At 69.7% G+C, this 25784-nt stretch carries 27 protein-coding genes; 11 read left to right on the forward strand and 16 right to left on the reverse strand.

Going from position 1 to position 25784, the window contains the following annotated elements:
• The first annotated feature begins 208 nt into the window (after positions 1–208).
• From ASG48_RS06010 to ASG48_RS06035, 6 genes are all read left to right on the forward strand, one after another.
• A complete protein-coding gene (locus ASG48_RS06010; protein WP_082529274.1) occupies positions 209–859 on the forward strand; it encodes a RecX family transcriptional regulator in 651 nt (216 codons plus the stop codon).
• Positions 860–986: 127 nt separating this feature from the next.
• Positions 987–1550, forward strand: a complete 564-nt coding sequence (locus ASG48_RS06015) for a type 1 glutamine amidotransferase domain-containing protein (RefSeq protein ID WP_055846695.1) — start codon at positions 987–989, stop codon at positions 1548–1550.
• Positions 1551–1721: 171 nt separating this feature from the next.
• Positions 1722–1940 (forward strand): aa3-type cytochrome c oxidase subunit IV, encoded by a 219-nt coding sequence (locus ASG48_RS06020; RefSeq protein ID WP_348271119.1) that lies wholly within the window; start codon positions 1722–1724, stop codon positions 1938–1940.
• An 86-nt stretch (positions 1941–2026) separates the two neighbouring features.
• Positions 2027–3166, forward strand: coding sequence for a Re/Si-specific NAD(P)(+) transhydrogenase subunit alpha (locus tag ASG48_RS06025; RefSeq protein ID WP_055846698.1), 1140 nt, complete (start codon positions 2027–2029; stop codon positions 3164–3166).
• On the forward strand, positions 3166–3594 hold the full coding sequence (locus ASG48_RS06030) for a proton-translocating transhydrogenase family protein (protein WP_055846701.1): 429 nt from the start codon (positions 3166–3168) through the stop codon (positions 3592–3594). The genes ASG48_RS06025 and ASG48_RS06030 overlap by 1 nt, the downstream gene beginning before the upstream one ends.
• Before the next feature lie 4 nt (positions 3595–3598).
• Positions 3599–4999, forward strand: a complete 1401-nt coding sequence (locus ASG48_RS06035; RefSeq protein ID WP_055846703.1) for an NAD(P)(+) transhydrogenase (Re/Si-specific) subunit beta — start codon at positions 3599–3601, stop codon at positions 4997–4999.
• A gap of 86 nt (positions 5000–5085) precedes the next feature.
• Here the strand turns inward: ASG48_RS06035 and ASG48_RS06040 are convergent, their stop codons facing one another.
• From ASG48_RS06040 to ASG48_RS06060, 5 genes are all read right to left on the reverse strand, one after another.
• On the reverse strand, positions 5086–5640 hold the full coding sequence (locus ASG48_RS06040) for a DUF992 domain-containing protein (RefSeq protein ID WP_055846706.1): 555 nt from the start codon (positions 5638–5640) through the stop codon (positions 5086–5088).
• Positions 5641–5771: 131 nt separating this feature from the next.
• Positions 5772–6647, reverse strand: coding sequence for a tetratricopeptide repeat protein (locus ASG48_RS06045; protein WP_082529275.1), 876 nt, complete (start codon positions 6645–6647; stop codon positions 5772–5774).
• A 336-nt stretch (positions 6648–6983) separates the two neighbouring features.
• On the reverse strand, positions 6984–7208 hold the full coding sequence (gene rpsU, locus ASG48_RS06050; RefSeq protein WP_055846708.1) for a 30S ribosomal protein S21: 225 nt from the start codon (positions 7206–7208) through the stop codon (positions 6984–6986).
• Positions 7209–7369: 161 nt separating this feature from the next.
• On the reverse strand, positions 7370–7927 hold the full coding sequence (locus ASG48_RS06055) for a DUF2380 domain-containing protein (protein ID WP_055846711.1): 558 nt from the start codon (positions 7925–7927) through the stop codon (positions 7370–7372).
• A 107-nt stretch (positions 7928–8034) separates the two neighbouring features.
• Complete coding sequence (locus ASG48_RS06060) at positions 8035–10041, reverse strand: FUSC family protein (protein WP_055846714.1); 2007 nt, start codon at positions 10039–10041, stop codon at positions 8035–8037.
• A 277-nt stretch (positions 10042–10318) separates the two neighbouring features.
• Here ASG48_RS06060 and ASG48_RS06065 point away from each other — a divergent pair, with 277 nt between their 5' ends.
• On the forward strand, positions 10319–11230 hold the full coding sequence (locus ASG48_RS06065) for a hypothetical protein (RefSeq protein WP_055846717.1): 912 nt from the start codon (positions 10319–10321) through the stop codon (positions 11228–11230).
• Positions 11231–11335: 105 nt separating this feature from the next.
• Here ASG48_RS06065 and ASG48_RS06070 read toward each other — a convergent pair whose 3' ends face one another.
• Genes ASG48_RS06070 through ASG48_RS06080 form a run of 3 tightly spaced genes read right to left on the reverse strand, consistent with a single transcriptional unit; the run spans position 11336 to position 14263 of the window.
• Positions 11336–12337, reverse strand: a complete 1002-nt coding sequence (locus tag ASG48_RS06070; RefSeq protein ID WP_055846720.1) for a TRAP transporter substrate-binding protein — start codon at positions 12335–12337, stop codon at positions 11336–11338.
• A gap of 19 nt (positions 12338–12356) precedes the next feature.
• Positions 12357–13622, reverse strand: a complete 1266-nt coding sequence (locus ASG48_RS06075) for a TRAP transporter large permease (protein WP_055846724.1) — start codon at positions 13620–13622, stop codon at positions 12357–12359.
• Positions 13622–14263 (reverse strand): TRAP transporter small permease subunit, encoded by a 642-nt coding sequence (locus ASG48_RS06080; protein ID WP_082529276.1) that lies wholly within the window; start codon positions 14261–14263, stop codon positions 13622–13624. Before ASG48_RS06080 ends, ASG48_RS06075 begins: the two co-directional genes overlap by 1 nt.
• 278 nt (positions 14264–14541) lie before the next feature.
• On the opposite strand from ASG48_RS06080, the gene ASG48_RS06085 reads away from it, so the two are divergent.
• Entirely contained in the window at positions 14542–15237 is a 696-nt protein-coding gene (locus ASG48_RS06085) for a GntR family transcriptional regulator (protein ID WP_055846727.1), read from the forward strand.
• Positions 15238–15249: 12 nt separating this feature from the next.
• On the opposite strand, the gene ASG48_RS06090 is transcribed toward ASG48_RS06085, so the two are convergent.
• The 7 genes from ASG48_RS06090 to ASG48_RS06120 form a co-directional block, all read right to left on the reverse strand.
• A complete protein-coding gene (locus ASG48_RS06090; RefSeq protein ID WP_200939567.1) occupies positions 15250–15855 on the reverse strand; it encodes a glutathione S-transferase family protein in 606 nt (201 codons plus the stop codon).
• A 65-nt stretch (positions 15856–15920) separates the two neighbouring features.
• Positions 15921–16238: a HigA family addiction module antitoxin gene (locus tag ASG48_RS06095; RefSeq protein WP_055846730.1), complete on the reverse strand. Its 318-nt coding sequence runs from the start codon at positions 16236–16238 to the stop codon at positions 15921–15923.
• Positions 16219–16494, reverse strand: coding sequence for a type II toxin-antitoxin system RelE/ParE family toxin (locus ASG48_RS06100; protein WP_055847936.1), 276 nt, complete (start codon positions 16492–16494; stop codon positions 16219–16221). The genes ASG48_RS06095 and ASG48_RS06100 overlap by 20 nt, the downstream gene beginning before the upstream one ends.
• A 52-nt stretch (positions 16495–16546) precedes the next feature.
• Positions 16547–17662: a DUF1513 domain-containing protein gene (locus ASG48_RS06105; RefSeq protein WP_055846733.1), complete on the reverse strand. Its 1116-nt coding sequence runs from the start codon at positions 17660–17662 to the stop codon at positions 16547–16549.
• Between the two features lie 7 nt (positions 17663–17669).
• Positions 17670–18767 (reverse strand): imelysin family protein, encoded by a 1098-nt coding sequence (locus ASG48_RS06110; RefSeq protein WP_055846735.1) that lies wholly within the window; start codon positions 18765–18767, stop codon positions 17670–17672.
• Complete coding sequence (locus ASG48_RS06115) at positions 18767–20296, reverse strand: di-heme oxidoredictase family protein (RefSeq protein WP_055846736.1); 1530 nt, start codon at positions 20294–20296, stop codon at positions 18767–18769. Before ASG48_RS06115 ends, ASG48_RS06110 begins: the two co-directional genes overlap by 1 nt.
• A gap of 146 nt (positions 20297–20442) precedes the next feature.
• Complete coding sequence (locus ASG48_RS06120) at positions 20443–21747, reverse strand: imelysin family protein (RefSeq protein ID WP_055846739.1); 1305 nt, start codon at positions 21745–21747, stop codon at positions 20443–20445.
• Positions 21748–22199: 452 nt separating this feature from the next.
• Here ASG48_RS06120 and ASG48_RS06125 point away from each other — a divergent pair, with 452 nt between their 5' ends.
• A complete protein-coding gene (locus ASG48_RS06125; RefSeq protein ID WP_055846743.1) occupies positions 22200–23114 on the forward strand; it encodes a class I fructose-bisphosphate aldolase in 915 nt (304 codons plus the stop codon).
• Positions 23115–23212: 98 nt separating this feature from the next.
• Complete coding sequence (locus ASG48_RS18515) at positions 23213–23719, forward strand: thioredoxin family protein (RefSeq protein ID WP_200939568.1); 507 nt, start codon at positions 23213–23215, stop codon at positions 23717–23719.
• A gap of 88 nt (positions 23720–23807) precedes the next feature.
• Here ASG48_RS18515 and ASG48_RS06135 read toward each other — a convergent pair whose 3' ends face one another.
• Entirely contained in the window at positions 23808–24251 is a 444-nt protein-coding gene (locus ASG48_RS06135; protein WP_055846746.1) for a cytochrome c family protein, read from the reverse strand.
• 420 nt (positions 24252–24671) lie between these two features.
• On the opposite strand from ASG48_RS06135, the gene ASG48_RS06140 reads away from it, so the two are divergent.
• The gene (locus ASG48_RS06140; protein ID WP_055846747.1) at positions 24672–25574 is read left to right on the forward strand and encodes an outer membrane beta-barrel protein; all 903 of its coding nucleotides are present in this window, start codon (positions 24672–24674) and stop codon (positions 25572–25574) included.
• The last annotated feature ends 210 nt before the right edge of the window (positions 25575–25784 follow it).

The following is a 25784-nucleotide window of genomic DNA, read 5'->3' on the forward strand; positions in this document are numbered from 1 at the left end:
CCGGTCGTCCCCCACTCGTGTCGCCGTTCCGCCGGTCGCCCCGCCCCCCAAGGCATCGCCACCGGTTTGCCGCTTCCGTGCGGCGGTCGCATAAGCGCCTTCGTGCGTTACGTATTTTGATGCGGCAGTGCAAGGCCGGGACGGGCGGGCGATGGCGGCATGCCGCCCGTCTTTGCCGAGACGCCTTCCGCAACGCGAGGAGAGCGAGATGACGGCCGAGAACCCCTTCTTCACGCCCGAAGAGCTCGAGGAGGACGAGGCGGGGCCGGCCGAAGCGCCGCGTCGGCGCGAGGGCGCCGCGCCGAAGGCCAGGGGCCGCCCGGCCGAACGCCCGGCGCGGCCGGTGAGCGCCGAATGGCTCTCGCGGGCGGCGGCGTACTATCTCGAACGCTATTCCTCCTCCGCCGAGACCCTGCGCCGGGTGCTCTGGCGCAAGGTGCAGCGCCGCGCGGCGGCGCGCGGGGAGGATGCGGAAGGGTTCCGCCATCTCGTCGAGGCGACCGTCGCGCGCTTCGTGGAGCTGCAGCTCGTCGACGACCGGCGCTTCGCCGAAGGGTGGCTCGCCGGCCAGTCCAGGCGCGGCACGTCGCGCCGCATGGCCTCGCTGCGCCTGTCGCAGAAGGGCGTCGACCGCGACCTCGTGGAGGATCTGATGCCCGCCGGCGAGGCGGCCGACGAGGCCGAGCGCGCCAGCGCCCATGCCTATGCGCGGCGGCGGCGGCTCGGCCCGCACCGCCTCAGGGAGCGCGAGGAGCGGCGCGACCGCGACATCGCGGCGATGATGCGCGCCGGCTTCTCCTTCCAGGACTCGCGGGCGGCGATCGACGGCGACGGCGGGCCGGGATCGTTGCCCGGCTGAAGGTCGCGGTCGGAACCCTCGCTCGCGCCGCCCGTTCCTCCCCCGAACCAAGACATTGGCGGAACGGAAGGAAACGGCGCGAGACGCGCCGCCGGATCGTCGTTCCGCGACCGAAAGGGATTTCATCATGCCGAACATTGCCGACGCCAAGATCGCCATTCTCGCCACGGACGGCTTCGAGCAGTCCGAACTCGTCCAGCCGCTGGAGGAGCTGCGCAAGGCCGGCGCGACCGTCCACGTCGTGTCGATCAAGTCGGGCCCGATCAAGGGCTGGGACGAGGATCGCTGGGGTCGCGAGATCCCCGTCGATCGCCAGCTCTCCGACGTGACGGTCGCCGACTATGACGCGCTCGTCCTGCCGGGCGGCCAGATCAACCCGGACAAGCTGCGGGCCGAGGAGAACGTCGTCGCCTTCGTGCGCGAGTTCTACAATTCCAAGAAGACGCTCGCCGCCATCTGCCACGCGCCCTGGCTTCTCATCGAGGCCGGCATCGTGAAGGGCCGCGACGTCACCTCGTTCAAGTCGATCAGGACCGATGTCGTGAACGCCGGCGGCAACTGGCACGACGCGGAGGTCGTCACCGACCAGGCGCTCATCACCTCGCGCAATCCGAACGACCTGCCGGCCTTCATCGCCAAGATCGTCGAGGAAGTGGAAGAGGAACGTCATCTGGATCGTCAGGCAGCCTGACGGCGGCCGGACAACGAGGCTTACATCACAAGAGGCCGGCGCGCGAGCGCCGGCCTTTTTCGCGTTTCGCGCCGACAGGGCGCGGGCCTGCCGGAATGGGCCGCCATTGCCAGCGCGAGCGCGTTTCGTGTATCTGCGCCAAGGGCATTCCAGAGGAAGGGGAGACGCATCGTGGCCGATCCGACATACGAGACATCCGTGCGCGCGCAGATGGACTATCCGGAACACGAGAAGACCTACTCGATGTTCCTCGTCGCCACGAAATGGGGCACGATCGCCGTCATCGCGATCCTGCTGGGCATGATGGTCGGCCTCATGGCCGGCGGCGGCTTCATCGGCGGCTTCGCGACCTTCTTCGTCGCCCTCGCGGCGGCCTATTTCCTCGCCTGACCGGGTGAGGGCGGGCAGGGGGCTTCGGGTACCCCTGCCGCAGACGTCGGCGGACGGGGACCGCCGGACCTTGGGAGGGGCACAGGATGCAGATCTTCGTTCCGCGGGAACGGGTGGGAGATGAGACGCGCGTCGCCGCCTCGCCCGATACGGTCAAGCGATTGCTGGCCGCGGGCGCGAGCGTCGCGGTGGAGCCGGGGGCGGGCGAGGGCTCGCGCATTCCCGACGCCGCCTACGAGGCCGTCGGCGCCACGATCTCGGCCGACGCCTCCTCCGCCGATGTCGTTCTCAAGGTGCGCCGTCCGACCGCCGAGGAAATGTCCGGCTACAGGCGCGGGGCGATCGTCCTCGCCATCATGGACCCCTATGGCAACGAGGACGCGCTGAAGGCCATGGCCGAGGCCGGCATCCTCGCCTTCGCGATGGAGCTGATGCCGCGCATCACCCGCGCGCAGGTCATGGACGTCCTGTCCAGCCAGGCCAATCTCGCCGGCTATCAGGCCGTGCTTGACGCCGCCTCCGAATTCGACCGCGCCTTCCCGATGATGATGACGGCGGCCGGCACCGTGCCGGCCGCGCGCGTCTTCGTGATGGGCGCGGGCGTCGCGGGCCTCCAGGCCATCGCGACCGCGCGGCGCCTCGGCGCCGTCGTCACCGCCACGGACGTGCGCCCCGCCTCCAAGGAGCAGGTGGAATCGCTCGGCGCCAAGTTCGTCGCCGTCGAGGACGACGAGTTCCGGCAGGCCGAGACCGCCGGCGGCTACGCCAAGGAGATGTCGGCCGCCTACAAGGCCAAGCAGGCCGAACTCGTGGCCAGCCACATCGCCAAGCAGGACGTCGTCATCACGACCGCGCTCATCCCCGGCCGGCCCGCCCCGCGCCTCGTCACGCGCGCGATGATCGACGCCATGAAGCCCGGTTCCGTCCTCGTCGATCTGGCGGTCGAGCGCGGCGGCAATGTCGAGGGCGCCGAGCCCGGCAAGGTCGTCTCCGTCGGTCCCGCCAAGGTGGTCGGCCATCTCAACGTCTCCGGTCGCATCGCGGCCTCCGCCTCGCTCCTCTACGCGCGCAATCTCTCGGCCTTCCTCGAGACGATGATCGACAAGGAGACCAAGGCCCTCCGGATCGACTTCGAGGATCCGCTGGTGAAGGCGACCCTTCTCACGCGCGACGGAGCCGTCGTGCATCCGAACTTCGCCGGCCAGCCGGCCGCGGGAGGCGCATGATGGCGACCGAGATCCTTCAGGACACGCTGCGCAACCTCAACGAGGCGGGCGCCGCCGTGCGCGACGCGCGCGCGGGCGTCGAGCAGCTCATGGGTTCGGGCCTTGCCGACGGCGTCGCCGGCACGGTGCACGCGGCCACGGGCATCGATCCCTTCGTCTTCCATCTCGCGATCTTCGCGCTCGCCATCTTCGTCGGCTACTATGTCGTCTGGTCGGTGACGCCGGCGCTCCACACGCCGCTGATGTCGGTGACGAACGCGATCTCCTCGGTCATCATCGTCGGCGCGATCCTTGCGGTCGGCATCTCCGCCTCCTTCGCGGCCACGGCCTTCGGCTTCCTGGCGCTCATCCTCGCCTCGGTGAACATCTTCGGCGGCTTCCTCGTCACGCAGCGCATGCTGGCGATGTACAAGAAGAAGGATCGCTGATCCGATGTCGCCGAGTTTCGCAGCCTTCCTCTATCTCGTCTCGGGCGTCCTGTTCATCCTGGCGCTGCGCGGCCTCTCGCATCCGACCACCTCGCGGCGGGGCAATGTCTACGGCATGGTGGGCATGGGCCTCGCCATCCTGACGACGCTCTTCCTCGCCGCGCCGTCCTTCGGCGGGCTGGTGCTGATCGTCCTCGGCATCGCCATCGGCGGCGGGGCCGGCGCCTACATCGCCAAGCGCATCCCGATGACGGCGATGCCCCAGCTCGTGGCCGCCTTCCACTCGCTCGTCGGCCTCGCCGCGGTCATGGTGGCGGCCGCCGCGCTCTACGCGCCCGAAGCCATCGGCATCGGCACGGTGGACGACATCCACGGGCAGGCGCTGGTCGAGATGTCGATCGGCGTCGCCATCGGCGCGATCACCTTCACCGGCTCGATCATCGCCTTCCTGAAACTCGACGGGCGCATGAGCGGCAAGCCGATCATGCTGCCCTCGCGCCATCTCATCAACATCGCGCTCGGCATCCTGCTCGTCGCGCTGGTGATCGGCTTCGCGGTCACCCAGAGCCACGTGATGTTCTGGATGATCGTCCTCGTGGCGCTCGCCCTCGGCGTCCTCCTCATCGTGCCGATCGGCGGGGCGGACATGCCTGTCGTCGTCTCGATGCTGAACTCCTATTCGGGCTGGGCGGCCGCCGGCATCGGCTTCACGCTGCAGAATCTCGCGCTCATCATCACCGGCGCGCTCGTCGGCTCCTCCGGCGCGATCCTCTCCTACATCATGTGCAAGGGCATGAACCGCTCCTTCGTCTCCGTCATCCTCGGCGGGTTCGGCGGGGAGAGCGGGCCGGCGGGCGCCGACGACGGGGTCGAGCGCACCGTCAAGCAGGGCTCGGCGGAGGATGCGGCCTACCTGATGAAGAATGCCGGCCGCGTCATCATCGTGCCGGGCTACGGCATGGCCGTGGCGCAGGCCCAGCACGCGCTGCGCGAGATGGCCGACACGTTGAAGAAGGAGGGCGTGGAGGTGAAATACGCCATCCACCCGGTCGCCGGGCGCATGCCCGGGCACATGAACGTGCTCCTGGCCGAAGCCAACGTGCCCTATGACGACGTGTTCGAGCTGGAGGACATCAATTCCGAGTTCGCCCAGACCGACGTCGCCTTCGTCATCGGCGCCAACGACGTGACGAACCCGGCCGCGCGCGACGATCCCTCCTCGCCGATCTACGGCATGCCGATCCTCAACGTCGATCAGGCGCAGACCTGCCTCTTCATCAAGCGCTCGCTCGGCTCCGGCTATGCCGGCATCGACAACACCTTGTTCTACAAGGACAACACGATGATGCTCTTCGCCGACGCCAAGAAGATGGTCGAGGACATCGTCAAGGCCATGGCGCACTGACGAGCGGCCGATCTCGCGAAACGAAGACGCCCGCCGTGGTCACGCGGCGGGCGTCTTCGTTTCGGCAAGGGCGATGAGGCGGCCGCTCAGTAGGAGGGCGGGGCCAGCGGCACGTTGCCGGCGGGGCTGAGCGCGACACCGGCGGGCGCGACCGGCGCGGCGCTCGCCACGGCGGGCGTCAGTGTGAAGCGCGAGACGCCGACCGCCGCGTTGATGCCTTCCTGCGCCCGCACGCTGAGCGGCTGGAGCGAGAAGCTCGACAGGTCGCCGCCGACGAGGATGCTGCCGCCGCCGCCCACGATCGCCGACGCGTCCGCGCTGGCGCCGACATAGGTGCCGCCGAGCGCCGTCGGCTGATACTGGCGGCCGTTCACGGAGACGACCGCCCAGGTCATCGCCGTGCGGCCGGTGGCGCCGAGGTCGATGCCGACCGTGTCGAGCTGGGCGGTGTAGAGTTCGACCGGGCCGCCGCCATAGGGCGTGAATTCGCAGACCAGCTTCTCGCGCGAGCCGAGGACGAGGCCGATCGTGCCGTCGCCGTGGCAGCCGAGCACGCCGACGGAGGTCGCGGCCCTGGCCTCGCTCATCCCGAGCGGCAGGGCGGCGAGGAGGGCGAAGGCGAGGGAGGGAAGGGTTTTCATGGAGGACATCCTTCTGACGGGCATGACGTTCCGACGGAAAAACCGCCGGGACGCCGCTCCGGTTCCGTGAAGGATCGGCAAGGTGCGGCCTGCGCGTCCGGGCGCCGTGCCCGCAGCGCAGGCGGGAGACGTCAGGCCGCGCCGCGCGTGCGCGCCAGTCCGTCCTTGGCCGGCTGGTAGTTCGGGTCGAGCTGGGCGGCGCGCGCGTAGGATTTCGAGGCCTTGGCGCGGTCGCCCTGGCGCTCGTAGACGATTGCCTGGTTCGTCCAGTACTCGGCCTTGGTGCCGTCGAGCTTCAGCGCGGTGTTGAAGTCGGTGAAGGCATTCTCCTCGTCGCCGAGCGCGAGATAGGAGACGCCGCGGCCGGAATAGGGCTCGGCGGCCGTCGACTGCAGCGAGATGGCCATCGAGAAATCCTCGATCGCCTGCTTGTGCTGGCCGTCGAGCTGGTAGAGCAGGCCGCGATTGTGGAAGGCGCGCGGGTCCGTCGTGTTGAGGTCGATGGCGCGCTGGAAGTCGGTCAGCGCCTCGCGGTTGCGGCCGGCGAGGCGGTAGACATTGCCGCGGCCGATATAGGCCGAATCGTAGTTCGGGTTGATCTGGAGGGCGCGGTTGTAGTCCTCCACCGCTTTCAGCGGCTGGTCCGTCTGGCGCCAGACGAGCGCGCGATTGGCATAGGCCTGATAGAAGTTCGGGTCGATCTCGATGGCGCGGGTGAAGTCGGCGATGGCCGCCTGATAGTTGCCGGACCGCCCGTTGGCCGTGCCGCGCACGTTCAGCGCCTCGGCGTCCTGCGGGTTGGCGGCGACCGCCTGGTTCAGCGAGGCGAGATTCTGCTGGGAGCCCTGGTTGCGATCCAGCGAGATCGACTGGATGGCGGCCAGTTCCGGCCCCGTCTGGCAGGCGCCGAGCATGGCGACGAGGCCGAGCGTGAGGGCGAGCACCGGGCGCGGAAGAGGCCGGCCGGCCGGCTTGGCGGGCACGAGGACGGTCGCAGGATGCGGCATCGGCGGGTCGATCTCCCAGTCGCTTCAGTTCGGTTCACGGGCCGGCGCGGCGTGGCGCGTCGATAGCGGGGCGGCACCGGCGATCCGTCATGACAGGACCGTCCCGGGCCCCACGCCGTGCAGCGGCTTGGAAACACCTAAAGCATCGCAGCACCACGCGAAATCCGTCGCAGGCGCGATAGGCCGCCAAACTTGGCGCCCCGCGTCGTTTCCGCAACGCCCGCGCTCGGCCGTCGCAGGGACTGCGCAGACGAAAAAGCGCGCGGGGCGTCCTTGCCGCGCGCGCTCGGATCGTGGCGGCAGCCGCATCGTGCGGCCGCCTGGCAGAGGGGACCGTCAGGCGGCGCGGCCGCCGGCGATCAGGCCCTCGCGCTGCGCCTGCTTGCGGGCCAGCTTGCGGGCGCGGCGCACGGCCTCGGCCTTCTCGCGCACCCGCCTCTCGGACGGCTTCTCGTAGTGGTTCCGCATCTTCATCTCGCGGAACACGCCTTCGCGCTGCAGCTTCTTCTTGAGGGCGCGCAGCGCCTGGTCGACATTGTTGTCGCGGACGAGTACTTGCACCTGTGAGATCCGTGTCTTGCGCGTTCGAGGGTCCGTGCGACGACGTCGGACGGCCGGGACGCGACTGACGTCCCGAATTCGCGCACGCCCTTAGCAGAGCGGGGCCGGTCTGTCGAGATGGCGCCGCGCCAGTCCGGCGGGGCGTCGTGCAGCCTGCCGCTTCAGGGTTTCGGCGCCGGGGTTACGGCGTCCGGCGAGGCCTTCCCGCGGCCCAGTCCCGCCCCGGCGACCGAGCGCGCCGCGAATTCGGCGGCCCGCCGAAAGGCGTCGTCCGTGTCGCCCCGGAAGGAGAGGACGCGGCTGACGACGTCCTGCTTCGTGGCGATCTCGATCACGTCGATGCGGCCGGTGCCGATCAGCGTCGAGATCTTCTGGATGGCGCCGAGAAGGACGTAGTCCGCTCCGCTCCTGCGCGCCGCTTCCACCGCGTCCTCCACGCTGATCGCGCCGATCGAACAGTCCGGCCTGCCGCAGGCCAGCGGCTCGACCGCGAAGGCGCCGTCCCTTTCCAGTTCCTCGCCGAGAACGCTCTGGAAGAGCTTGGTGCGTGCGGCGTGTTCGGCCGTGCGTTCGCCCGGCTCGCCCGACGTGTCGAGATAGTAGATGTCGGCGAGCGCGATGCGGCTCTGCGCGGCGCCGGCCGGCGTCCCGAAGCCGAGGCCGGCGGCGACGATCAGGACAAGGGTCCGCAGGCGGGTGTTGGACGACGAGCGCGACACGTCTCACTCCCTCGCCCGTGCCGCTGCCGGCCGGGCACGGTTCGTTGCGGTGCCACCCGTCGGAAAGAATAGAAACGGCGGTCCCTCCGGGAAGGGGGCCTCGTCCGTCAGACCCCCGCGTCCGCCGTCGGCACGCCCGTCCCGGGCTGGGGTCCGGCTTCCGCCTCCGGAACGGAGCGATCGAGGATGCGGGCGATGACGGCCAGGGCGAAGCGCGGGTCGTCGCGGCTCTCGCCCATCTCCAGCCGGTCGGGATCGGGACGCGGCGTCTCGTCCAGGCTGCGGATGGCCGTGCCGAAGAAGGCGTCGCGCCGGGTGCGAAGCGTCGCGATGCGCGCGCGCAGCGCCTCGATCTCGGCCCGTAGCGCCGGCCGGTCCTCGGGCTCGATCCGCGCGCGCCCGAGGCCGCGCGCCAGGACATGCGCCCAATAGGCGGCGCTGCGGAAGCGGATGAGGGCGGTGCGCACGCGTCCGGGCTTGCGCACGAGCTGCCAGTCACCGCCGAGCGGGCGCGCCGCGACGGCCAGATCGAGATAGCGCCGGTCGAGCCCGCGCGAAAGGCGGATCAGCCCGTGCCGGCGCCGGTCCTCCACCCGCTCGATCGCGGCGGCCAGAAGCTCGTCGAACGCGTCGAGAAAGGCGGCCACCGCCTCGTCGATGACGGTGCCCGTGGTGCGGGGAAAGACCACGAAGGCGATGAAGATGCCCGCCGCCGCGCCGATCACGGTCTCCTCCAGCCGCAGGACGAGGAGAGCGGGCGTGAACTGGCCGATCAGTCCGTAGAGGACGGAGATCGCGAGCGTCATGAAGAAGGTCATCGCCGCGTAGGAGACCTGCAGGAGGTAGAAGGCGACGAAGACGAAAATGGCGATGAGCGCGACGGACGGGGCGAGCGCGCCGCCCAGAAGCGTGGCGAGGCCCATGCCGACGGTGATGCCGGCCAGCGTGCCGGCGGCCCGTCCGAGCCCGCGCTGCATCGTGTCGCCGCGCGACTGCGCGTTGGTGAAGACGAGGAAGGCGGTGAGGATCGCCCAGAACCAGCGCGTCGGCGACAGGACCAGCCCGCCGGCCATGGCGATGGCGGCGGCGAGCGTCACCTGGATCGCGAGGCGCAGCGCCGGGTCGGCGAGAAGCCCGGCGCCCTTGGTCGGCCCGCGCGCCGGGGCCGCGCCCGGCGAGCCTTCGAAGGCGCCGGCCGGCAGCGTGCGGGCCGCTTCCGCCACCCGCATCGCCGCCTCGTCCAGGCGGCGGGCGGCCGCCTCGCGATGGCGCTCCGGCGCGTCGTCTCCTTGCCCGCCGACGTCGGGCGCGCCGGCGAAGAAGCGGGCCTCGGCCGCCAGCTGCAGATCGAAGAGAGCGACCACCATCTCGCGGCGCAGGGCGTCGGCCTGCGGCGTGCCGGCCTCGCCCGGCAGCAGGCCCTCGGCGGTGAGGATCGCGTCCTTCAGCCGCTCTTCCGCCCGCGCCGCCTCCCGGCGCGACGGCCGGTCCTTGCCCGGCGGCGACGCGCGCTCCAGCCGGCGCATCGCCGCCTCGAAGGCCCGGCGGTTGGCATCGACCGCCACCAGCGCCACGCGGAAATCGCGCTCGGGGTCTTCGGGCAGCACATGGTTGCGCACGAGATGGGCGACGATCGCGGAGAGGACGATGGCGAGCGCGATGGCGCCGAGATCGGCGACCGCCGGGTGCAGGTAGGCGCCGATGAAGTAGCACATGAAGCCGTACATGCCGGCCGCGTTCCAGCGCTGGCCGAAGCGGCGGGCCCAGACCGCGAGGAAGACGATGCCGAGAAAGACGGGATGCGTGAAGGCGGTGGCGGCGAGCAGCGAGGCGAGGGCGACGCTCGCGAAGCCGGCCAGCGCGCACCAGGCGCGCGTCACGAGACGCGCGCGCCGTGTCGCGTCGCGGATCTGCAGCGCGCCCTGGAGCGCGGTCGTCATCGCCACGCCGTAGGCCGCCACCGGCAGAGGCAGGACGGGATGGACGATCACGAGCGACAGGACGACCGCCGCCAGCGTCAGCACCGTGCGCGCGGCCATGCGCAGCCGCGTCAGTCCGGGATCGGAGACGACGAACGAGGCGGCGAGCCGGCGCAGGAGGGCGACGGGCGGCAAGTCTCGGGCCGGGCTGGGGGCGGGGGACGACACGGCCCTCTCTATCGCGCGCAAACCCGCATCCGTCCATTCCCGTGGGGAGGCGGACCCTGTTGCGCCGCGGCCACGGTGTCGACGGTCGCAGCCCAAGGGTTGGGCGTAACGCCAAAGATTCAGGCGGAATCGTGGAACCCAACCGGGGCGGCGGTGTTTCGGGCTCGGCAAAGGCAGGCTTACCCGTGCGGGAACCTGTCCCCACGTGTGTTGAGCGTCCGCCTTGCGGCGCAGAGGAGTATTCATGGCTGAGATCATTCGCGACCGCGCCGTCGTGGCAGGCGGCGACATCCGCCGCATTTCCTGGGGCGCCATCATTGCCGGCGTCCTCCTGGCGCTGACCGTCCAGTTCATGCTGGGCCTTCTGGGCCTCGGCATCGGTCTCGCGACGATCGATCCCAATGGCGGCGAGACGCCCACGGCGGCCACGCTGGCCTCCTCGAGCGGCATCTGGGCCCTCGCGGTCGTGCTGATCGGCATCTTCGTCGGCGCCTTCACGGCCGCCCGCCTCGCCGGCAGCCCGGAAAAGTCCGATTCGCTGTTGCATGGCGTCGTGACCTGGGCGACGTCCACGCTCCTCATCGTCTATCTGCTTACCAGCGGCATCTCGGCCGTCGTCGGCAGCGCCTTCGGCGTCCTCGGCTCGTCGATCCAGGGCATCTCGAGCGCCGCGCAGGCGATCGTGCCGAACTCGCTCGGCGAACTCCCGGCCGGCCTTCGCGGCCAGGCCGAGCAGCTCCTGCAGCGCGGCACCCAGCAGGCCCAGCAGGCGGCCGGCGAAGTGCAGCAGCAGGCGAACGAGGCGGCCAACGACGCCCGTCAGGCGACGGGCGAGCAGGACCTCTCGACGGCTCTGCGCGAGATCGTCGCCGGTCTCGGCGAGGGCGCGACCCCCGAGGAGCGTCAGGCCGCCGTGCAGGTCATCTCGCAGCAGGCCGGCATCTCGCAGCAGGAGGCCGAACAGCGCCTGAGCCAGTTCCAGGCGCAGTACGACCAGGCGGTGGCCCAGGCCCGCGAAGCGGCCGACAAGGCTGCCAACGCGGTCTCCACGGGTGCCTTCGGCGGCTTCGTCGCCATGCTCCTCGGCCTCGTGGTCGGCGCCGTCGGCGGTCTCGTCGGCCGTCCGAAGCCGGTCATCGCCGCCGCGCGCCTCTAAGCACCACAAGAGCAGGCCCATCGACGAACGGGGTCGGACCGCAAGGTCCGGCCCCGTTTGCGTTTGCGGGCGCCTCTCGGCCGGGACGGCCGGGAGGCGGCGATGTCAGAGCGTCGCGCCGAGCTTGCGCAGATCTGCGAGCACGGGGGCCTTGGGCTGCCAGATCGCGTCGTATTTGGCGATGATCGCCTCGGCGTCCGCGACTTCCACGGTCTTGATGGGAATGCCGGCCGCGGTGAAGCTCTCGACGAGCTTGGGCTCGTTGACGACGGTCTCGTCGATCTGGGCCGAGAGCGCCTCGCCGGTCAGTTTCGTCAGCAGTTCGCGATCGGCCGGATCCAGCGTCTGCCAGGCGCGTCCCGAGGCGAGGGCGACGCAGGGCATGAAGATGGCGTTCATGCGCAGCATGGTCTTGGAGACCTTGTCGAAGCGCTGGTTCCAGGAGAAATCGAGATCGGCTTCCAGCCCGTCGACCTGCCCGTTGGACATGGCGTCGAACACGGCCGGGGTCGGGATCGGCGTCGGCGTCGCGCCGAGAAGGCCGTAGAAGTCGCGATAGGCGGGCGTGGTGTTGATGCGCAGCTTCATACCGTTGAGGTCGCTCAGCCCCTCGATGGGCTTGGCCGAGAAGACGACGCGCATCGTGGTGATACCGTAGGCGAGGCCGATCGTGCCGGTTTCCTTCGGCAGGACCTTCAGCATGTCGAGCGCCAGCGGATCGCGGACGAGCTTGGCGACCTTGGCGGTGGAATCGACGATCCAGGGCGCGTTGATCGCGGCGATGGAGGGAATGCGCGAGCCCAGCTCCGCCGTCATGATCCAGCCGAGATCGAGCGCGCCCGACTGCATCTGCTGCAGCATGGCCGCCTCGTTGCCGAGCTGGCCCGAGGGGAAGATCGTCATCGAGAGACGGCCGTCGGTCTGCGCCTTGAGCTGGTCGGCCACCTTGGCGGCGGCGAGGTTCCAGGGATGGCCGTTCGGCGTGATGATGCCGAGGCGCAGGTCGCGCTTTTCCTGGGCACGCGCGACGACGGGTGCGGCGAGGCCGAGGGCCGCCGCGCCGGCGGCCGAGCGCAGGAGGGCGCGGCGGGAGAGGAGAAGGGTCATGGTCAGGGGCCTTTCGGGTTCAGCGAGCGAGGAAGAGGGACAGCGAAGGGAAGATCGACAGGAGTATGAGGAGAAGGCAGGCGGCGAAGAAGAAGGGCAGGGTGACGACGAACATCCGCCCCACCTTGGCCCCGGTGACGGCCGAGGCCACGAAGAAGCACAGGCCCACGGGCGGCGAGAGGAAGCCGAGCACGAGATTGACGACGGCCACGACGCCGAAATGGATGGGGTCGATGCCGTAGACCTCGGTGGCGATCGGCAGCAGGATCGGCACCGTCATGATGAGGCCCGGCGCCCCGTCGATCACCGTGCCGATGACGAGCAGGATGACGTTGACGAGAAGCATGAAGGTGATCGGATCGCTGGCGACGGTCTGCACCCACTCGGCGACGGCCTGCGGCACGCGGCCGTAGACGAGCACCCAGGAGAAGACGGCCGCTGCGGCCACCAGGAAGAGCACCACGGCCGAATAGATGCCCGAGCGCACCATCATGGCCGGCAGGTCGGAGAGTTTCAGCTGCTTCGTCCAGAAGCGGCCGACGAGGATGGCCGCGAGCGTGCCGACGGCCGCGGCCTCCGTGGCGTTGGCGAGCCCCGTCAGGATGGAGCCGACGATGACGGCGGGGATGGTCAGGGTCGGCGCGGCGTCGACGACGATGCGCAGGCGCCTGCGCCAGTCCAGCGCCTCGCCGCGCGGATAGTTCTGCCAGATGCCCATGACCGCGATGACGGCGCAGAAGAGGAGCGTCAGGATCACGCCGGGCACGAGGCCGGCCATCAGCATGTCGCTGACGGGCACCTGCGCCATCACCGAATAGATCACGAACATGATCGAGGGCGGGATGATGGGCCCCAGCATGCCGGCATAGGCGGTGAGGCCGGCGGCGAAGGTGCGGTCGTAACCCTGCCGCTCCATCTCCGGCACCATGACCTTGGCCATGATGGCGACCTGCGCCGTCGCCGAGCCGAGGATGGAGGAGATGAACATGTTGGCTAGAAGGTTGACGTAGGCCAGCCCGCCCTTCAGCCGCCCGACGATGGCCATGGCCATGCCGACGATGCGCCGCGTGATGCCGCCCCCGTTCATCACCTCGCCGATGAGGATGAAGAGCGGGATCGAGATCAGGCCGTAATTGTCGACGCCGCTGAAGATCTGCGGAACGAAGGACTGGAAGAGGAGCGGGTTTCCCGAGTCCCAGATGAAGGCGATCGAGGCCAGGCACAGGCAGATGCTGATCGGCACGCCGACGAGCATGAGGAAGAGGAAGGCGCCGCCGGTGACCATCAGTTCACTCCCTGGCCGGCATCGAGGGCCGGGCGCTGCGGCCGCGGCAGAAGGCCGAGATCCTCGGCGAGATTGGTCGCGCCGTGCAGGATCGTGGTGAGCGCGAAGATCGGCACGATGCTCATGACGAGGACGGTCGGCCATTCCAGCGTCTGGGTGCGTTCGGTGTAGAGGAAGTTGAAGCTCTCGCCCGCATAGGTCTCGGCATCGAAACCGGCCCGTGCGATGCCGATCGGATCGAGCCACAGCCAGCACATGGCGGCGAGCGCCAGCGAGAAGCCGAGCACGAGGAGCGTGGCACCCGCCTTGAAGGTCTTCGCCATGGCCGGCTTCATGAAATCGGTGAGGAGGGTCACCGAAAAGTCCATCCGCAGACGCGTCATGCAAGACGCGCCGACGAAGGTCAGCCAGACCATGGCGAAGATCGAGGCCTCGTCGTTGCCGTAGAGCGGCACGCGGGCGTAGCGGGTGACGACATTGACGAGGATCAGCGCGAAGAGAAGCGTCATCAGGGCGCCGAGCGCGACCTTCTCGACCTTCAGGACGGCCTCCGACGTCGCCTGAAGCGCGCGAAGCGGCAGGATCGCGCGGGACGGCGATGCGTGCGGGCCTTCGGGCGCGGCCGTGTCGGGTCTCGGCATGGATCGGCCTTTCGCTGAACATGCGGGGCCGTTTCCGGCAACGCAAAGCGCCGGGTGGCCGGTCTGCGGATAACGGAGGCGAAGGGGTGGCCCTTCGGATCAATTCTTGCGGAGCTTCCAGGCCGCGCAAGGACAGCTTCGCATATCGGATCCAATTTTCAATATGAAAATCTTGTCGGTCTGATATTTTGGACGGCAGATCGACAACCGATCATTTGATCGGCATTTGGACGGTTCGGATGGCGCCTGCAGCGGTAGGCTCGGCGGAGCGCGGGAGAATGGCGGTGCTGAAGCTCAAGGCAGTCGACATCGGACGCACCGCATCGGCGGCCGACCTCATCCAGGCGGCGCTGCGCGAGGCCATCGTCCATGGCGAGATGCGCGACGGCGACGTCCTTCGGCAGGATCAGATCGCCGGCCTCTTTAATGTCAGCCGCATTCCCGTGCGCGAGGCGCTGGCGCGGCTCGAGGCGCAGGGTCTCGTCACGAGCCACCGCTACAAGGGCGCCGTCGTCACGTCCCTGTCGCTCGACGAGATCGCCGAGACCTTCGAGTTCCGCGCGCTGATCGAGCCCGAAGTGCTGCGCATCGCGGTCGGGCAGATGTCGCCATCCTCGCTCGAGGAGGCGAGGGCCCATTGCCGGGATTTCGACACCGAGATCAATCCCGAGCGCTGGGCGCCGCTCAACCGGGCCTTCCATTACGCGCTCTACCGCGACGCCAATCGCCCCTACCATCTGCAGGTCGTCTCGGCCGCGCTCGACAAGGTGGGCCGCTACCTGCGGGCCCAGCTCATCCTGACCGACGGCATGGACCAGGCCCGTGCCGAACACGCCGCGATCCTCGAGGCCTGCATCGCCGGCGACGCCGACCGCGCGGCCGAACTCACCCGGCGCCACATTCTCGACGCCAGCCATTCGCTCCTGGCCTTCCTCGAGCGCGAACGCGCCCGCGAGCGGGAGCGACCGGCGTGAGGCGGGCGGATCTCAGGCGTTCGCCCGTCGATAGGCCTCGCGCGCGGTGACGCGGTCGATATAGGCGCCGAGCACCGGGCTCTCGGCAAGGCGCGGCGCGCCGAACATGCGGGCGAAGGCGAGCTGCGCGCCGACATAGAGGTCGGCGGCGGTGAAGCGGTCGGCGATCAGATGGTCGCGGCCGGCCAGCGCGGCTTCCAGCGTCGCCACCGCCTCGTCGTAGCTGCCCCAGCCCACCGTCTGGCGCGGCAGGGGCGCGGCGCCCTTGCGCATCATGGTCTCCGTCAGGGCCGGCTCGAAGACCGAGCCGCCGAAGAAGAGCCAGCGATAGTAGGGGCCGCGCTCGGGCGAGCCGGGCGCCGGGGCGAGACCCGCCTGCGGGAAAGCGTCTGCGAGATAGGCGACGATCGCCGGCGCCTCCGTCACGACCTCGCCCTGCGGCAGGACGAGCGTCGGGATCTTGCCCATCGGGTTGAGGGCGAGGAAGTCGGGCTTGCGCGTATCGCCCGCCTCGAAATCGACGGGCACGATCTCGTAGGGCGCGCCGACCTCCTCCAGCATCCAGCGCGCGATGGTCGAGCGGCTGCGGGGATTGTGGTAGAGCTTCATCTTCATCATCGCGCCGGCCTCCCGACCAGTGCGCCGGACGCGCCGGCGGGTTTCGTCGAACCGTCAGTCCGTCCTCATGCCGCCCTCGAAATCGGCTGGATCCTGTCGAGTTCGGGACCGATCGTCCGGCGGCGCTGCAGGAGATCGAACTCGCCCTGGACCCGAAGCCAGAAACCTTCCGAAAGACCGAAATAGCGCGTCAGCCGAAGATCGGTGTCGGCGGTGATGGCGCGCTTGCCCAGCACGATTTCGTTGATGCGGCGCGGCGGCACCCCGATGGCGCGGGCCAGCGCCGACTGGCTGATCGCCAGCGGCTGGAGAAAATCCAGAAGCAGCATCTCGCCCGGAGTGGGGTTCGCGATCAGGTCAGTGCTAGTCGACGATTTCGACATCGTCCGCTCCCCCTTCGCTCCATCCGAAACAGATACGCCATTGTTGATTGATGCGGATGCTGTGCTGGCCGGCCCTGTCGCCGTGGAGCTGTTCCAGTCGGTTGTTCGGCGGGACTCTCAGATCCTCCAACCGTGCGGCCGCCGCGATCATGCGCAGTTCTCGCAGCGCCGTCGACTGGATGTCCGGGGGCAACCGACGCGACTGGCGGCCCTCCCACACTAGCGCGGTCCGGCGGTCGCGAAAGCTGCGGATCATCATTCACCATAACGCGAGGCGTTACGGCGGGCAAGCGACGCGCCGTCCATCGTCAAAGCGCCAGGATGTGATTGTCCCATTCGATGCCCTCGGCCTGCCGTCCGGCCGTGCCGAGCCGGGCGACGATGCCGGTGCCGCTGGTGGCGAGGAAGCCGTCGGCGTCGGGCGCGAGGCCGCAGCCGTCCTTCATCGCGGCGCGCCGCAGGACGGAACCGTCGCGCGCGTCGAGGACGAGCATCGTGCCGCCGACGGGCGAGGAGAGGGCGATCGTCCTGCCGTCGCGGCTGGCGGCGAGCGAGCCGACATAGTTCGAAAGATGCGCCAGATCGTCCCGCGGCAGCTCGGCGAGGCGCAGGTCCGATCCGCGCTGCGCGACGCCCAGAAGCTGCGGCGCGTCCTCGGCCGGTCCCTCGTACTGGCATCCGAACCAGACCCGGCCGGCGGCGTCGATGGCGAGGTGCCGGATCGAGAGCTGATGCAGCGCCTTCGGCAGGACGTGCTTTTCGAGAAGCGCGCCGCTCCGCCGGTCGAGGAAGACGAGCGAGGGCTCCATCGTCGGCAGGTTGAGCTTCTGGCGGCCGTAGTCGGGATGGGTCTCGATGCCGCCATTGGCCACGACGATCGTCTCGCCGTCCGCCATCAGCAGCGCCTCGTGCGTGTCGATGCCGTGGGTCTCGAACTCGCCGATCCGGGCGAAGTCGGCGGCGACGTCGTAGACGCCGATCAGGCCGCGCGAGGCGTCGAAGTCGTTTTCCGTCGCGTAGAGGAGGCGCCCGTCCGGCGAGAAGAAGCCGTGGCCGAAGAAGTGTCTGCCGGGCGGCGAGGCGAGCGTCCTGGAGGCGGCGCCGGTCAGCGGATCGAAGACGAGGGCGAAGGTGCGCGGGCGGCGGGCGAAGGCGACGGCGCGCCGGCTGACGGGGTCGAAGGCGATGTCGTGCCCGCGTTCGGGAAGGGCCACCGTCGACACGAGCCGCCCGTCCTCCGTGAAGACGGCGCATCCGAAACTTCCGTCCGCGCGCCGACAGGCCGCGCCGAAAAGCGCGTCCGAGCGCTCCAGCGCCTCCGCCTGTCGCGACGACAGGCCGGCGAGGAACAGGGCGCCGGCGCCGGCCATGAAGTCGCGGCGGGCGACGAGCGGGCCCGATCGCGGGGAGGGAAAGGCGGCCATCGCGGCCTCAATCGCCGTCGAGGGCGGAGAAGCCGGCCGAGAGGCCGAGCGAGGGGGCGATATGGGTGGCGAAGAGATCCTGCAGGCTGGCGGTGACGATGACGAGATAGAGGAAGCCCTGGCGCTGTCGCGCGTCGAGGCCGGCCTCGACCTTGGGCGCGGTGAGCCCGGCCAGCGCGCGCCGCGCGTTGTCGAACTCGAAATCGGCCGAGCCGGGCGTGTAGGCCTCGTCGGGCGGCAGGAGCGGGGCGACGTCCATCGCCTCCAGAAGCGCCTGCAGGCCGGCGAAATTGCCGTTCAGCGAGGCCAGCGTGTTGCCCGAGCGGTGGAAGAGGAAGAGGCCGGGCTTGGCCGAGACCTCGCTCTCCCCGAGCGCCGGCTTGAGGCGCAGGTCGCGCACGATCTCGAGCCCGTGGATGAAGATGCCGAAGATCTCCTGCAGCGCGTCGTCCGTGCTGCGATAGGCGGCGTCGCCGGCGTCCGGATGCATCAGGCGCCCGGCGATCCCCTTGTCGCGCGCCCAGGCCGCGTCGAGGGCCGTGGCGATCGCGAGCACGTTGCCGGCGAGGGCGCGCCCGTAGCGGCAGCGAAAGGCGGCGTCCGGCCCCGAGACGAGCGCCGCGTCCTCGCCCGACAGGACCGTGTCCAGCGCGCCGAGGCCCTGCACGGCGACGGACTTTTCCGTGAGCCCCTCGACGCTCGTCGCACTTTCGTCCTTCTGCGAGAGAATCGTCTGGATCTGGCGCTGCGCGGTGCCGCGCCGGTCGGGAAAGAACAGGAGCCGCTCGACGCGGTTGTCCTCCACGACCGGGCCGAAGCGCACGAACTCGATGCGCGAGAAGGCCGAGACGAGATCCGTGAAACTCGCGCGCGCGGCCGTCAGCGTCTCGGGTCCCGGCGCTTCGCACAAGCGGTCCATCGCCGCCTTCATGTCGGCGGCCTCGGCCTTGAGCCCGGCATAGCCCGGCCGGATCACGCGCTCGACCGCGTTCCTGACAAGCGCCGCCTTGGCCGCCTCGGCATGGCCCGCGCTTCGGGCGGGCGCGGTCGCCAGCGCCAGGAGTAGCGCGCCGATGGCGGGCAGGATCAGCATCAGGCGCAGCATCACAGGGACTCCAGGAAGGCGTGCAGGGCGTCGCGGTCGGCCTTGGGCATCGCGGCATAGGCGTCGCGCGAGGCCTGCCCCTCGCCGCCGTGCCAGAGAATGGCCTCGGCGAGATCGCGGGCGCGCCCGTCGTGCAGGAACTGGGTGTGGCCGTTCACCTCGCGGGTGAGGCCGATGCCCCAGAGCGGCGGCGTGCGCCATTCGGTCCCGCCCGCGTCGCCGACCCGCATCCCGTCGGCGAGGCCCTCGCCCATGTCGTGCAGGAGGAAGTCGGAATAGGGCCAGATGAGCTGGAAGCTCTGGGCCTTGTCGAGCGCGTGGCGCGAGGTGACGAATTTCGGCGTGTGGCAGGCCGCGCAGCCGCTTTCGTAGAAGAGCCGTTTGCCCTGCAGCACCGTCGCGTCGCCGACGGCCCGGCGGGCCGGCACCGCGAGATTGCGCGAGTAGAAGGAGACGAGGTCGAGGACGGGGTCCGGCGCCTCCACCGCGCCGAGCCGTTCCTGCACGCCGGAGGGCGCCTCGCGGCAGACGGTCTGGGCGATGGAACATTCGCCGAATGCGTCCGTGACGAGCGGCGTCGAGATGCCGATGTCGCCGGAAAAGGCGTCGGCGGTCTGGGTGCGGATGGTCGGGGTCGTCGCCTTCCAGCCGAAGCGGGCGAGGACGAGCTTGCCGGTCTCCGGGTCGATCGCCATCGAGGCGCGGCCGGAGATGCCGTCGCCGTCGGCATCGTCCGGGTCGGCATGGGCGAGGATGTCGGCGGGTTCGATGGCCTCCACCAGCCCGAGCCCGATCATCGGCGGCGCGACGCGCGGCGAGAGTTCGACGTCCGGCGCCATCGGTCCGTAGGCGAGATCGGCGACGGAATAGGTGGGGCGGCGCAGGGGAACCAGCGTGCCGTCGGCCAGGCGGACCGGCTCCTCGCGGTAGTCGATCACCATGCGGCCCTCGGGCTTCAGGCCCTGCACGGCGAAGTTCTGCAACTGGCCGCCATAGGTCGGCTCGGGGATGCGGCTCGTCTCGTGCGTGTCGAGGCGTGCGCGCTCCCCGGCGTCGCGCGGCGGCACGGCCAGGCGCAGGAACATGGAGACGGCCGCCTCGCCGGCCTCGGGCGGGCGCCCGCGGCCGTCCTTCAGATGGCAGGTCTGGCAGGAACGGGCGTTGAAGAGCGGTCCGAGACCGTCGGAGGCCTCTGTCGAGGAGGGCGAGGAGACCCAGAGCTTGCGGAAGAGGGCGTTGCCGAGCTTGAAGCGGTCCTCGGCCTCGAAACTCTGGTTCGCCGAGACATGGCTGAAGGCGTCGCGCGTCACGATCTTCATCGAGGTGCCGGCGCCGCCCTGCATCGCCTCGAAGCCCTCGGGCCTGGAAAAGTCCGTCGTCGGCTTCGTCACCGCCGCCACGCGCGCCTTGTCCTTCGGCGTGAGGTCGGTCCGCTCGGCGGGGTCCTGGCCGAGCGCGGCGGCGATGGGCAGGGCCGCGGGCAGGACGAGGGCGGCGACGATCAACGACACGCGTGCGGCCAGACGCATCCGTCTCTCCCGATCCCGGCAAGCGCCCGGAAGATGCGCCGCCCCTGCACGAAACCGGAAGGCCGGTTTCTCCTGATGTCGCACAGGCCGTTCCGGCGGGCCATGCGGCGCCTTGCGACCTTTTGGCCGGGCGGCCCTGCCCGATCCTACTGGAAGACGGCGTTGGCGTTGTCGAGGCTGTCGGAGCCTTCGATGGTGACGTTCTCCACGCCGAGTTCGGCGACGGCGCGCTCGATGGCGCGGGTCTGCGTCACCAGCCCGTCGATGGCGGCCTGCACGCGCGCATTGCCGGCATCGTTTCCTTCGGCGATCTGCATGTCATAGGCCTCGCCGCCCTCCGCCGCCGCGGCCACGGCTTCCATCGCGGCCACCGTCCTGTCGAGGTCGCCCTTCAGCTCGGCGTCGAGCGCGGGCGACTTGGCGGCCACCAGATCGGAGAGCGAGGGGCCTTCCACCATCGACCCGTCGAGACGCCGATAGGCGCCGGCATAGACGTTGCGGATGCCGATCGCGTCGTAGAGATGGGAGACGTGGGTGTTGTCGGAGAAGCAGTCGTGCTCCTCCTCCGGGTCGTGCAGGAGAAGGCCGAGCTTCATGCGCTCGCCGGCCAGTTCGCCGTAGGAGAGCGAGCCGAGGCCCGTCAGCATGGCCGAGACGGCCTTCATCGGATCGCCGTCCAGAACCTTGCGCGCCTCGCCGCCGGCCTTCCAGTCGTCCACCATCTCCTGCAGGTCGGAGACGAGGAGGGTCGTGGCGGCGGTGAGGAAGGCGCCGCGCCGGTCGCAATGGCCGTTGGTGCAGGCCTCGCCCGCGGCGTAATCCGTGAAGGGGCGATCGCCCGCGCCGGCCTCGGTGCCGTTGAGGTCCTGCCCCCAGAGCAGGAACTCGATCGCGTGGTAGCCCGTGGCGACGTTCGCCTCGATGCCGCCGGCCTCCTGCAGCTCGTCCTGGAGCAGGGCGGGGGTGATCTGCGTGGCGTCGATCTCCTTGCCGGCGGCCGAAATCTTCGGGTTGGCGACGACATTCGCCGTGTAGAGCCCGTTCTCGTCCGAGGAGGTCCCGTAGGCGCCGCCGACATAGTCGATGAGGCCCTCGTCGAGCGGCCAGGCGTTGACGCGGCCTTCCCAGGCGTCGACCACCGGGTTGCCGAAGCGGAAGGCCTCCGACTGCTGGTAGCTCGGCCGGGCGGCCTTCCAGGCCTCGCGGGCGGCCTTCAGCGTCGCCTCGCTCGGCGAAGCGACGAGCGCCTTGGCCGCCGCGTCGAGGGCCTTGGCGGAGGTCAGCGCGTCCTCGTAGGTCGCGAGCGCGATGGCCGCGTAGGTGTCGACGACGGCCGCCGGCTCGGCGGCCCGCGCGGCGGGGACGAGGCAGGGCACGGCGGTGGAGAGGGAGAAGGCGAGCGCGGCAAGGCGGAGCGCGCCCCGCGGGCGATGCGGCAGGAGGGTGCGCATGGCGTCCGGTCCTCGAGGAAGAGCCGGCGCGCCGGCGAAAAACAGGAGCCCGACGGTCATGTATCGGGCGGCGCGTCTGGTTAGGACCGGCCGACGGGCCTGTCAACATGGCCGTAAAAGATTAGAATCGTTCGAAGATCGGCGTTGCTTACGGTTCGGCGCGGACCAGCTTTCCTTCGCGCCTCGATCGGGCGCCGCGTGTCGTCGCGCGCGCGACGGTGGCGGGCTGCCTTCGCCTGTCTCGCCCCGTCGCCGGCACCATTCCGACCCGGCGTTGCCGCCGCGCGACAGGGAGACCGGCAATCCGGAAATGATTCCGTTCTTCAAACGATTTTAATCCGGAACACCCCGTCCGGACGGCTGGACGGGATGATTTTGCCCGCGTCATACAAGATCCGTGACGGGCGCCGCGCGGTGGCCCGCAGCTTTTTCGGACGCTTAGGAACGCATCAATGCTCAGAACGCAAAAAGTCCGCGAGATCCTTTCCTGGTACGAGGGCGAGACGCCGGGCCTGAAGTCGAACCTGTCGCGTCTCCTCATGCACGGGCGCCTCGCCGGCACCGGCCGCCTCGTGATCCTGCCCGTCGACCAGGGTTTCGAGCACGGTCCGGCCCGTTCCTTCGCGCCGAACCCGGTCGCCTACGACCCCCACTATCTCTACGAGCTCGCCATCGATTCCGGCGTCTCCGGCTATGCCGCCCCGCTCGGCCTTCTGGAACAGGGCGCCGACACGTTCGCCGGCGAGGTGCCGCTGATCCTCAAGCTCAACAGCGGCAACTCGCTCGCCGAGGGCGCCGGCGACCAGGCGCTGACGGGCACGGTCGAGGACGCGCTGCGCCTCGGTTGCGTGGGCGTCGGCTTCACCATCTATCCCGGTTCCGACAACGCCTATGCCATGCTCGAGGAGCTGCGCGAGATCACGCTGAAGGCCAAGTCCCGCGGCCTGATGACCGTGGTCTGGTCCTATCCGCGCGGCGGCAAGGTGACGAAGGCCGGCGAGACCGGCTTCGACATCATCGCCTATGCTGCCCACATGGCCGCGCTGATGGGCGCGACGATCATCAAGGTGAAGCTGCCGACCGACCATGTCGATCTCTCGGAGGCCAAGCCCTATTACGAGAAGCACGCCATTTCCGCCAAGACCACGGCCGAGCGCGTGCAGCACATCATGCAGGCCTCCTTCGCCGGCAAGCGCATCGTCGTCTTCTCCGGCGGCGCCGCGAAGAATCGCGAGGAGCTGATGGCCGAGGTGCAGGGCATCCGCGACGGCGGCGGCAACGGTTCGATCATCGGCCGCAACTCCTTCCAGCGCACCAAGGAAGAGGCGCTGCAGCTCCTCGACGAGGTGATGACGGCCTACGCCTGACGCGACGGCGCGGCGGGGAGGGCACTCCCCGCCGCCTTCGCGGGGCGTCGTCGGCGCGGGGCGATTTCCACGCGCCCCGCGACGCGCTATCCTCGCGCATGGATCTGACGCCGGGCGATGGGACGGGACGGACGAAGCGGCGCCGCGGCGCGGCCCGAGGAGGGTTCGCCATCGCCGCGCTGGCGCTTCTCGCCGGCTTCGTCCTTGCGCCGGCGCGGGCCGCCGAACTCCTCGTCTTCGAGCAGAAGGGCTGTCCCTTCTGCGAGGCCTTCGACGCCGAGATCGCGCCCCATTACGGCGAGAGCGCCATCGGCCGCCTCGCCCCCTTGCGCCGCGTGAACATCCACGACGACCGGCGCGGCGGCATTCCCGGCCTCGCCCCCGCGGTCTTTACGCCGACCTTCGTCCTTCTGGGCGACGATGCGCGAGAGATCGGGCGCCTCGAAGGCTATCCCGGCGAGCGCTGGTTCTATCCCGAGATCGAGGCCGTCGCCGCGCGCCTTCCCGGTTTCGGGTCCGGGCAGGGCGCCCCTGTCCAGACGGAGGGCGAAGACCCGGCCGCCGGCCCGCCGCCGGTCCAGGCGACCCCGGTGCCGGTGCGCTGAGGCCGCGCCCGGCATGCGTCCGACAGCGCACCAAGGCGCCGGGCGCGGCGCGGCGCCCGGCTCGTTCCGATCCGAGCGTCGGGGCGGTCTACTGGCCGTCGACGGCCTTCAGCGCGGCAGCCGGATCCTGCGCGGCGCCCGCCTCGTCGAACGTGGCGAGATAGGCGATCACGTTGGTGATCTCCTCGGGCTTCTTGAGGCCCGGAAAGGCCATCTTGGTCGTCTTCACCACGGCCTTGGGGTTGGCGAGCCAGGCACTCATCAGTTCGGTGTTCCAGGCCGGCTTGTCCGCCGCCCATTCCTTGAAGCCGGCGGAGAACGAATAGCCTTCCACCGCGCCCGGCTTCTCGCCCATGATGCCGTTCAGTTCCGGCCCGATCTTGTTGGCCGCGCCGGCTCCCACCGCATGGCAGGCTTGGCACTTCTTGAAGACGGTCTTGCCCGCTTCCGGGTCGCCCGCGCCTTGCGCCAAGGCGCCCGTGGTCGAAAGGCCCGCCAGCACGGCGGCGACGGCCAGAATCGATCTCTGCATAAGTCCTCCTCGAATCCTCGGCGCCCAGCCAAGGCGATCATATGTAGAGCGATTCCAGTTTCGCAATCGCTCTGGCCCAAAGGACGATGGTCGCGCCGGGTGCCGCGAACGCTCCCTTGCGCGAGGGGCCCGATGGCCCTGTGAAATGACGCCATCGTGATGAAGGCGAGAGCCGGGACGGTCGGGGGCGTCGAAGTAGAGCGGAATCCCCGGGGCACAGCGGTGAAGCTCAATATTGTGCATCGCGGTCGCCCCGGAGCGCTGAACTTGGCGCGTGTCTTTGGTGTCACAGGGGCGGCGGCGTCGCGTCTGGGCGGCTTGCCGAGAGAGACTTGCTCTCTTCTTCTGGGGGAACACGCAAGTCCCGTGGCCGATCGGCTCGCGGGACATCCGAACAGACGCCTTCGAAGGGATCATCCCATGAGCCGCATCGCCCTCCTTCTCGCCGCCCTCGCCGGTGGCACGCTCGCGGCTCCGGCGTTCGCCGCCGACGTCGTCTACGAGGCCGCGCCGGCGCCCGCCCCGATGGCGATGGTGGACGAGCCCGCGCCGACCGGCTGGAGCGGCTTCTATCTCGGCGTCCAGGGCGGCGGCGCCTTCAACCCCGACAGCCCCGAGGATCTCACGCTCGGCTCCAGCTTCGGCAATTCGACCACCGTGCCGGGCCTGACCGCCGGCCAGAATTCCGGCTTCCCCGCGAACACGCTGGGCGCGGCCTTCGGCGACAACTTCGAATCCGACTTCGAGTCGAGCTTCCTGGGCGGCGTCCATGCCGGCTACGACTACCAGATGGGCAATCTCGTCCTCGGCGTCCTCGCCGACATCAACGCGCTCGACGTCAAGCAGAGCTTCTCCGCCGATTCCAACACGCCCGCCTTCTACCGCACCGAGCGCAGCCTCGACTATCTGGCCACGGGCCGCGTGCGCGTCGGCTACACGGTGACGCCGATGGCGCTCGCCTATGTCACGGGCGGCGTCGCCTATGGCGAGATCGACTACGGGTTCAGCACCGATTCCCCGGCCGTCTCGGGCAACGCACGCTCGAACGCCGCGGCGCGCGCGGCGCGCGTCAACGAGGACGAGGACGAGTTCGGCTACACGATCGGCGGCGGCATGGAGGTGAAGCTCACCCAGAACGTCTCCTTCGGCGCCGAATATCTCTACACCAATCTCGGCAGCGGCGATTCCTCCACGACGCTCGACGGCGGCCCGTTCGACGGCAACAACACGACCTTCGTCAGCGGCCAGTCCACCACGTTCAAGTCGGACAGCGACTTCGACTTCCACACCGTGACGGCCAAGCTCACCTACCGCTTCAACTGATCGCCCCGATCGGTCCAGGCTTTCGACGAGACACGAAACCCGCCGGCATGCGCCGGCGGGTTTTCTTTTGCCCGGGGCTTGCCGGGCCGTCGGTTCCGCCTATGGGAATGAATTCCGACACGCTTTCGCCGCATTGCTTAAGCGGCTGATCGCATGGGGCTAATCCGCGTAAACCATCAATCTTAATCGGCAATCAACGATCTGGGCTTA

This window comes from Aurantimonas sp. Leaf443 (genome assembly GCF_001425575.1).
In the GTDB taxonomy this organism is placed as follows: domain Bacteria; phylum Pseudomonadota; class Alphaproteobacteria; order Rhizobiales; family Rhizobiaceae; genus Leaf443.

Bases quoted from the DNA above. Each gene is read 5' to 3' on its own strand.
- ASG48_RS06140 (WP_055846747.1), top strand. From the start codon at position 24,672: ATGAGCCGCATCGCCCTCCTTCTCGCCGCCCTCGCCGGTGGCACGCTC.
- ASG48_RS06105 (WP_055846733.1), bottom strand. From the start codon at position 17,662: ATGGCCGCCTTTCCCTCCCCGCGATCGGGCCCGCTCGTCGCCCGCCGC.
- ASG48_RS06125 (WP_055846743.1), top strand. From the start codon at position 22,200: ATGCTCAGAACGCAAAAAGTCCGCGAGATCCTTTCCTGGTACGAGGGC.
- ASG48_RS06095 (WP_055846730.1), bottom strand. From the start codon at position 16,238: ATGTCGAAATCGTCGACTAGCACTGACCTGATCGCGAACCCCACTCCG.
- ASG48_RS06110 (WP_055846735.1), bottom strand. From the start codon at position 18,767: ATGCTGCGCCTGATGCTGATCCTGCCCGCCATCGGCGCGCTACTCCTG.
- ASG48_RS18515 (WP_200939568.1), top strand. From the start codon at position 23,213: ATGGATCTGACGCCGGGCGATGGGACGGGACGGACGAAGCGGCGCCGC.
- ASG48_RS06025 (WP_055846698.1), top strand. From the start codon at position 2,027: ATGCAGATCTTCGTTCCGCGGGAACGGGTGGGAGATGAGACGCGCGTC.
- ASG48_RS06015 (WP_055846695.1), top strand. From the start codon at position 987: ATGCCGAACATTGCCGACGCCAAGATCGCCATTCTCGCCACGGACGGC.
- ASG48_RS06115 (WP_055846736.1), bottom strand. From the start codon at position 20,296: ATGCGTCTGGCCGCACGCGTGTCGTTGATCGTCGCCGCCCTCGTCCTG.
- ASG48_RS06030 (WP_055846701.1), top strand. From the start codon at position 3,166: ATGGCGACCGAGATCCTTCAGGACACGCTGCGCAACCTCAACGAGGCG.
- ASG48_RS06070 (WP_055846720.1), bottom strand. From the start codon at position 12,337: ATGACCCTTCTCCTCTCCCGCCGCGCCCTCCTGCGCTCGGCCGCCGGC.
- ASG48_RS06040 (WP_055846706.1), bottom strand. From the start codon at position 5,640: ATGAAAACCCTTCCCTCCCTCGCCTTCGCCCTCCTCGCCGCCCTGCCG.
- ASG48_RS06100 (WP_055847936.1), bottom strand. From the start codon at position 16,494: ATGATCCGCAGCTTTCGCGACCGCCGGACCGCGCTAGTGTGGGAGGGC.
- ASG48_RS06080 (WP_082529276.1), bottom strand. From the start codon at position 14,263: ATGCCGAGACCCGACACGGCCGCGCCCGAAGGCCCGCACGCATCGCCG.
- ASG48_RS06120 (WP_055846739.1), bottom strand. From the start codon at position 21,747: ATGCGCACCCTCCTGCCGCATCGCCCGCGGGGCGCGCTCCGCCTTGCC.
- ASG48_RS06135 (WP_055846746.1), bottom strand. From the start codon at position 24,251: ATGCAGAGATCGATTCTGGCCGTCGCCGCCGTGCTGGCGGGCCTTTCG.
- ASG48_RS06075 (WP_055846724.1), bottom strand. From the start codon at position 13,622: ATGGTCACCGGCGGCGCCTTCCTCTTCCTCATGCTCGTCGGCGTGCCG.
- ASG48_RS06065 (WP_055846717.1), top strand. From the start codon at position 10,319: ATGGCTGAGATCATTCGCGACCGCGCCGTCGTGGCAGGCGGCGACATC.
- ASG48_RS06090 (WP_200939567.1), bottom strand. From the start codon at position 15,855: ATGATGAAGATGAAGCTCTACCACAATCCCCGCAGCCGCTCGACCATC.
- ASG48_RS06085 (WP_055846727.1), top strand. From the start codon at position 14,542: ATGGCGGTGCTGAAGCTCAAGGCAGTCGACATCGGACGCACCGCATCG.
- ASG48_RS06010 (WP_082529274.1), top strand. From the start codon at position 209: ATGACGGCCGAGAACCCCTTCTTCACGCCCGAAGAGCTCGAGGAGGAC.
- ASG48_RS06035 (WP_055846703.1), top strand. From the start codon at position 3,599: ATGTCGCCGAGTTTCGCAGCCTTCCTCTATCTCGTCTCGGGCGTCCTG.
- ASG48_RS06045 (WP_082529275.1), bottom strand. From the start codon at position 6,647: ATGCCGCATCCTGCGACCGTCCTCGTGCCCGCCAAGCCGGCCGGCCGG.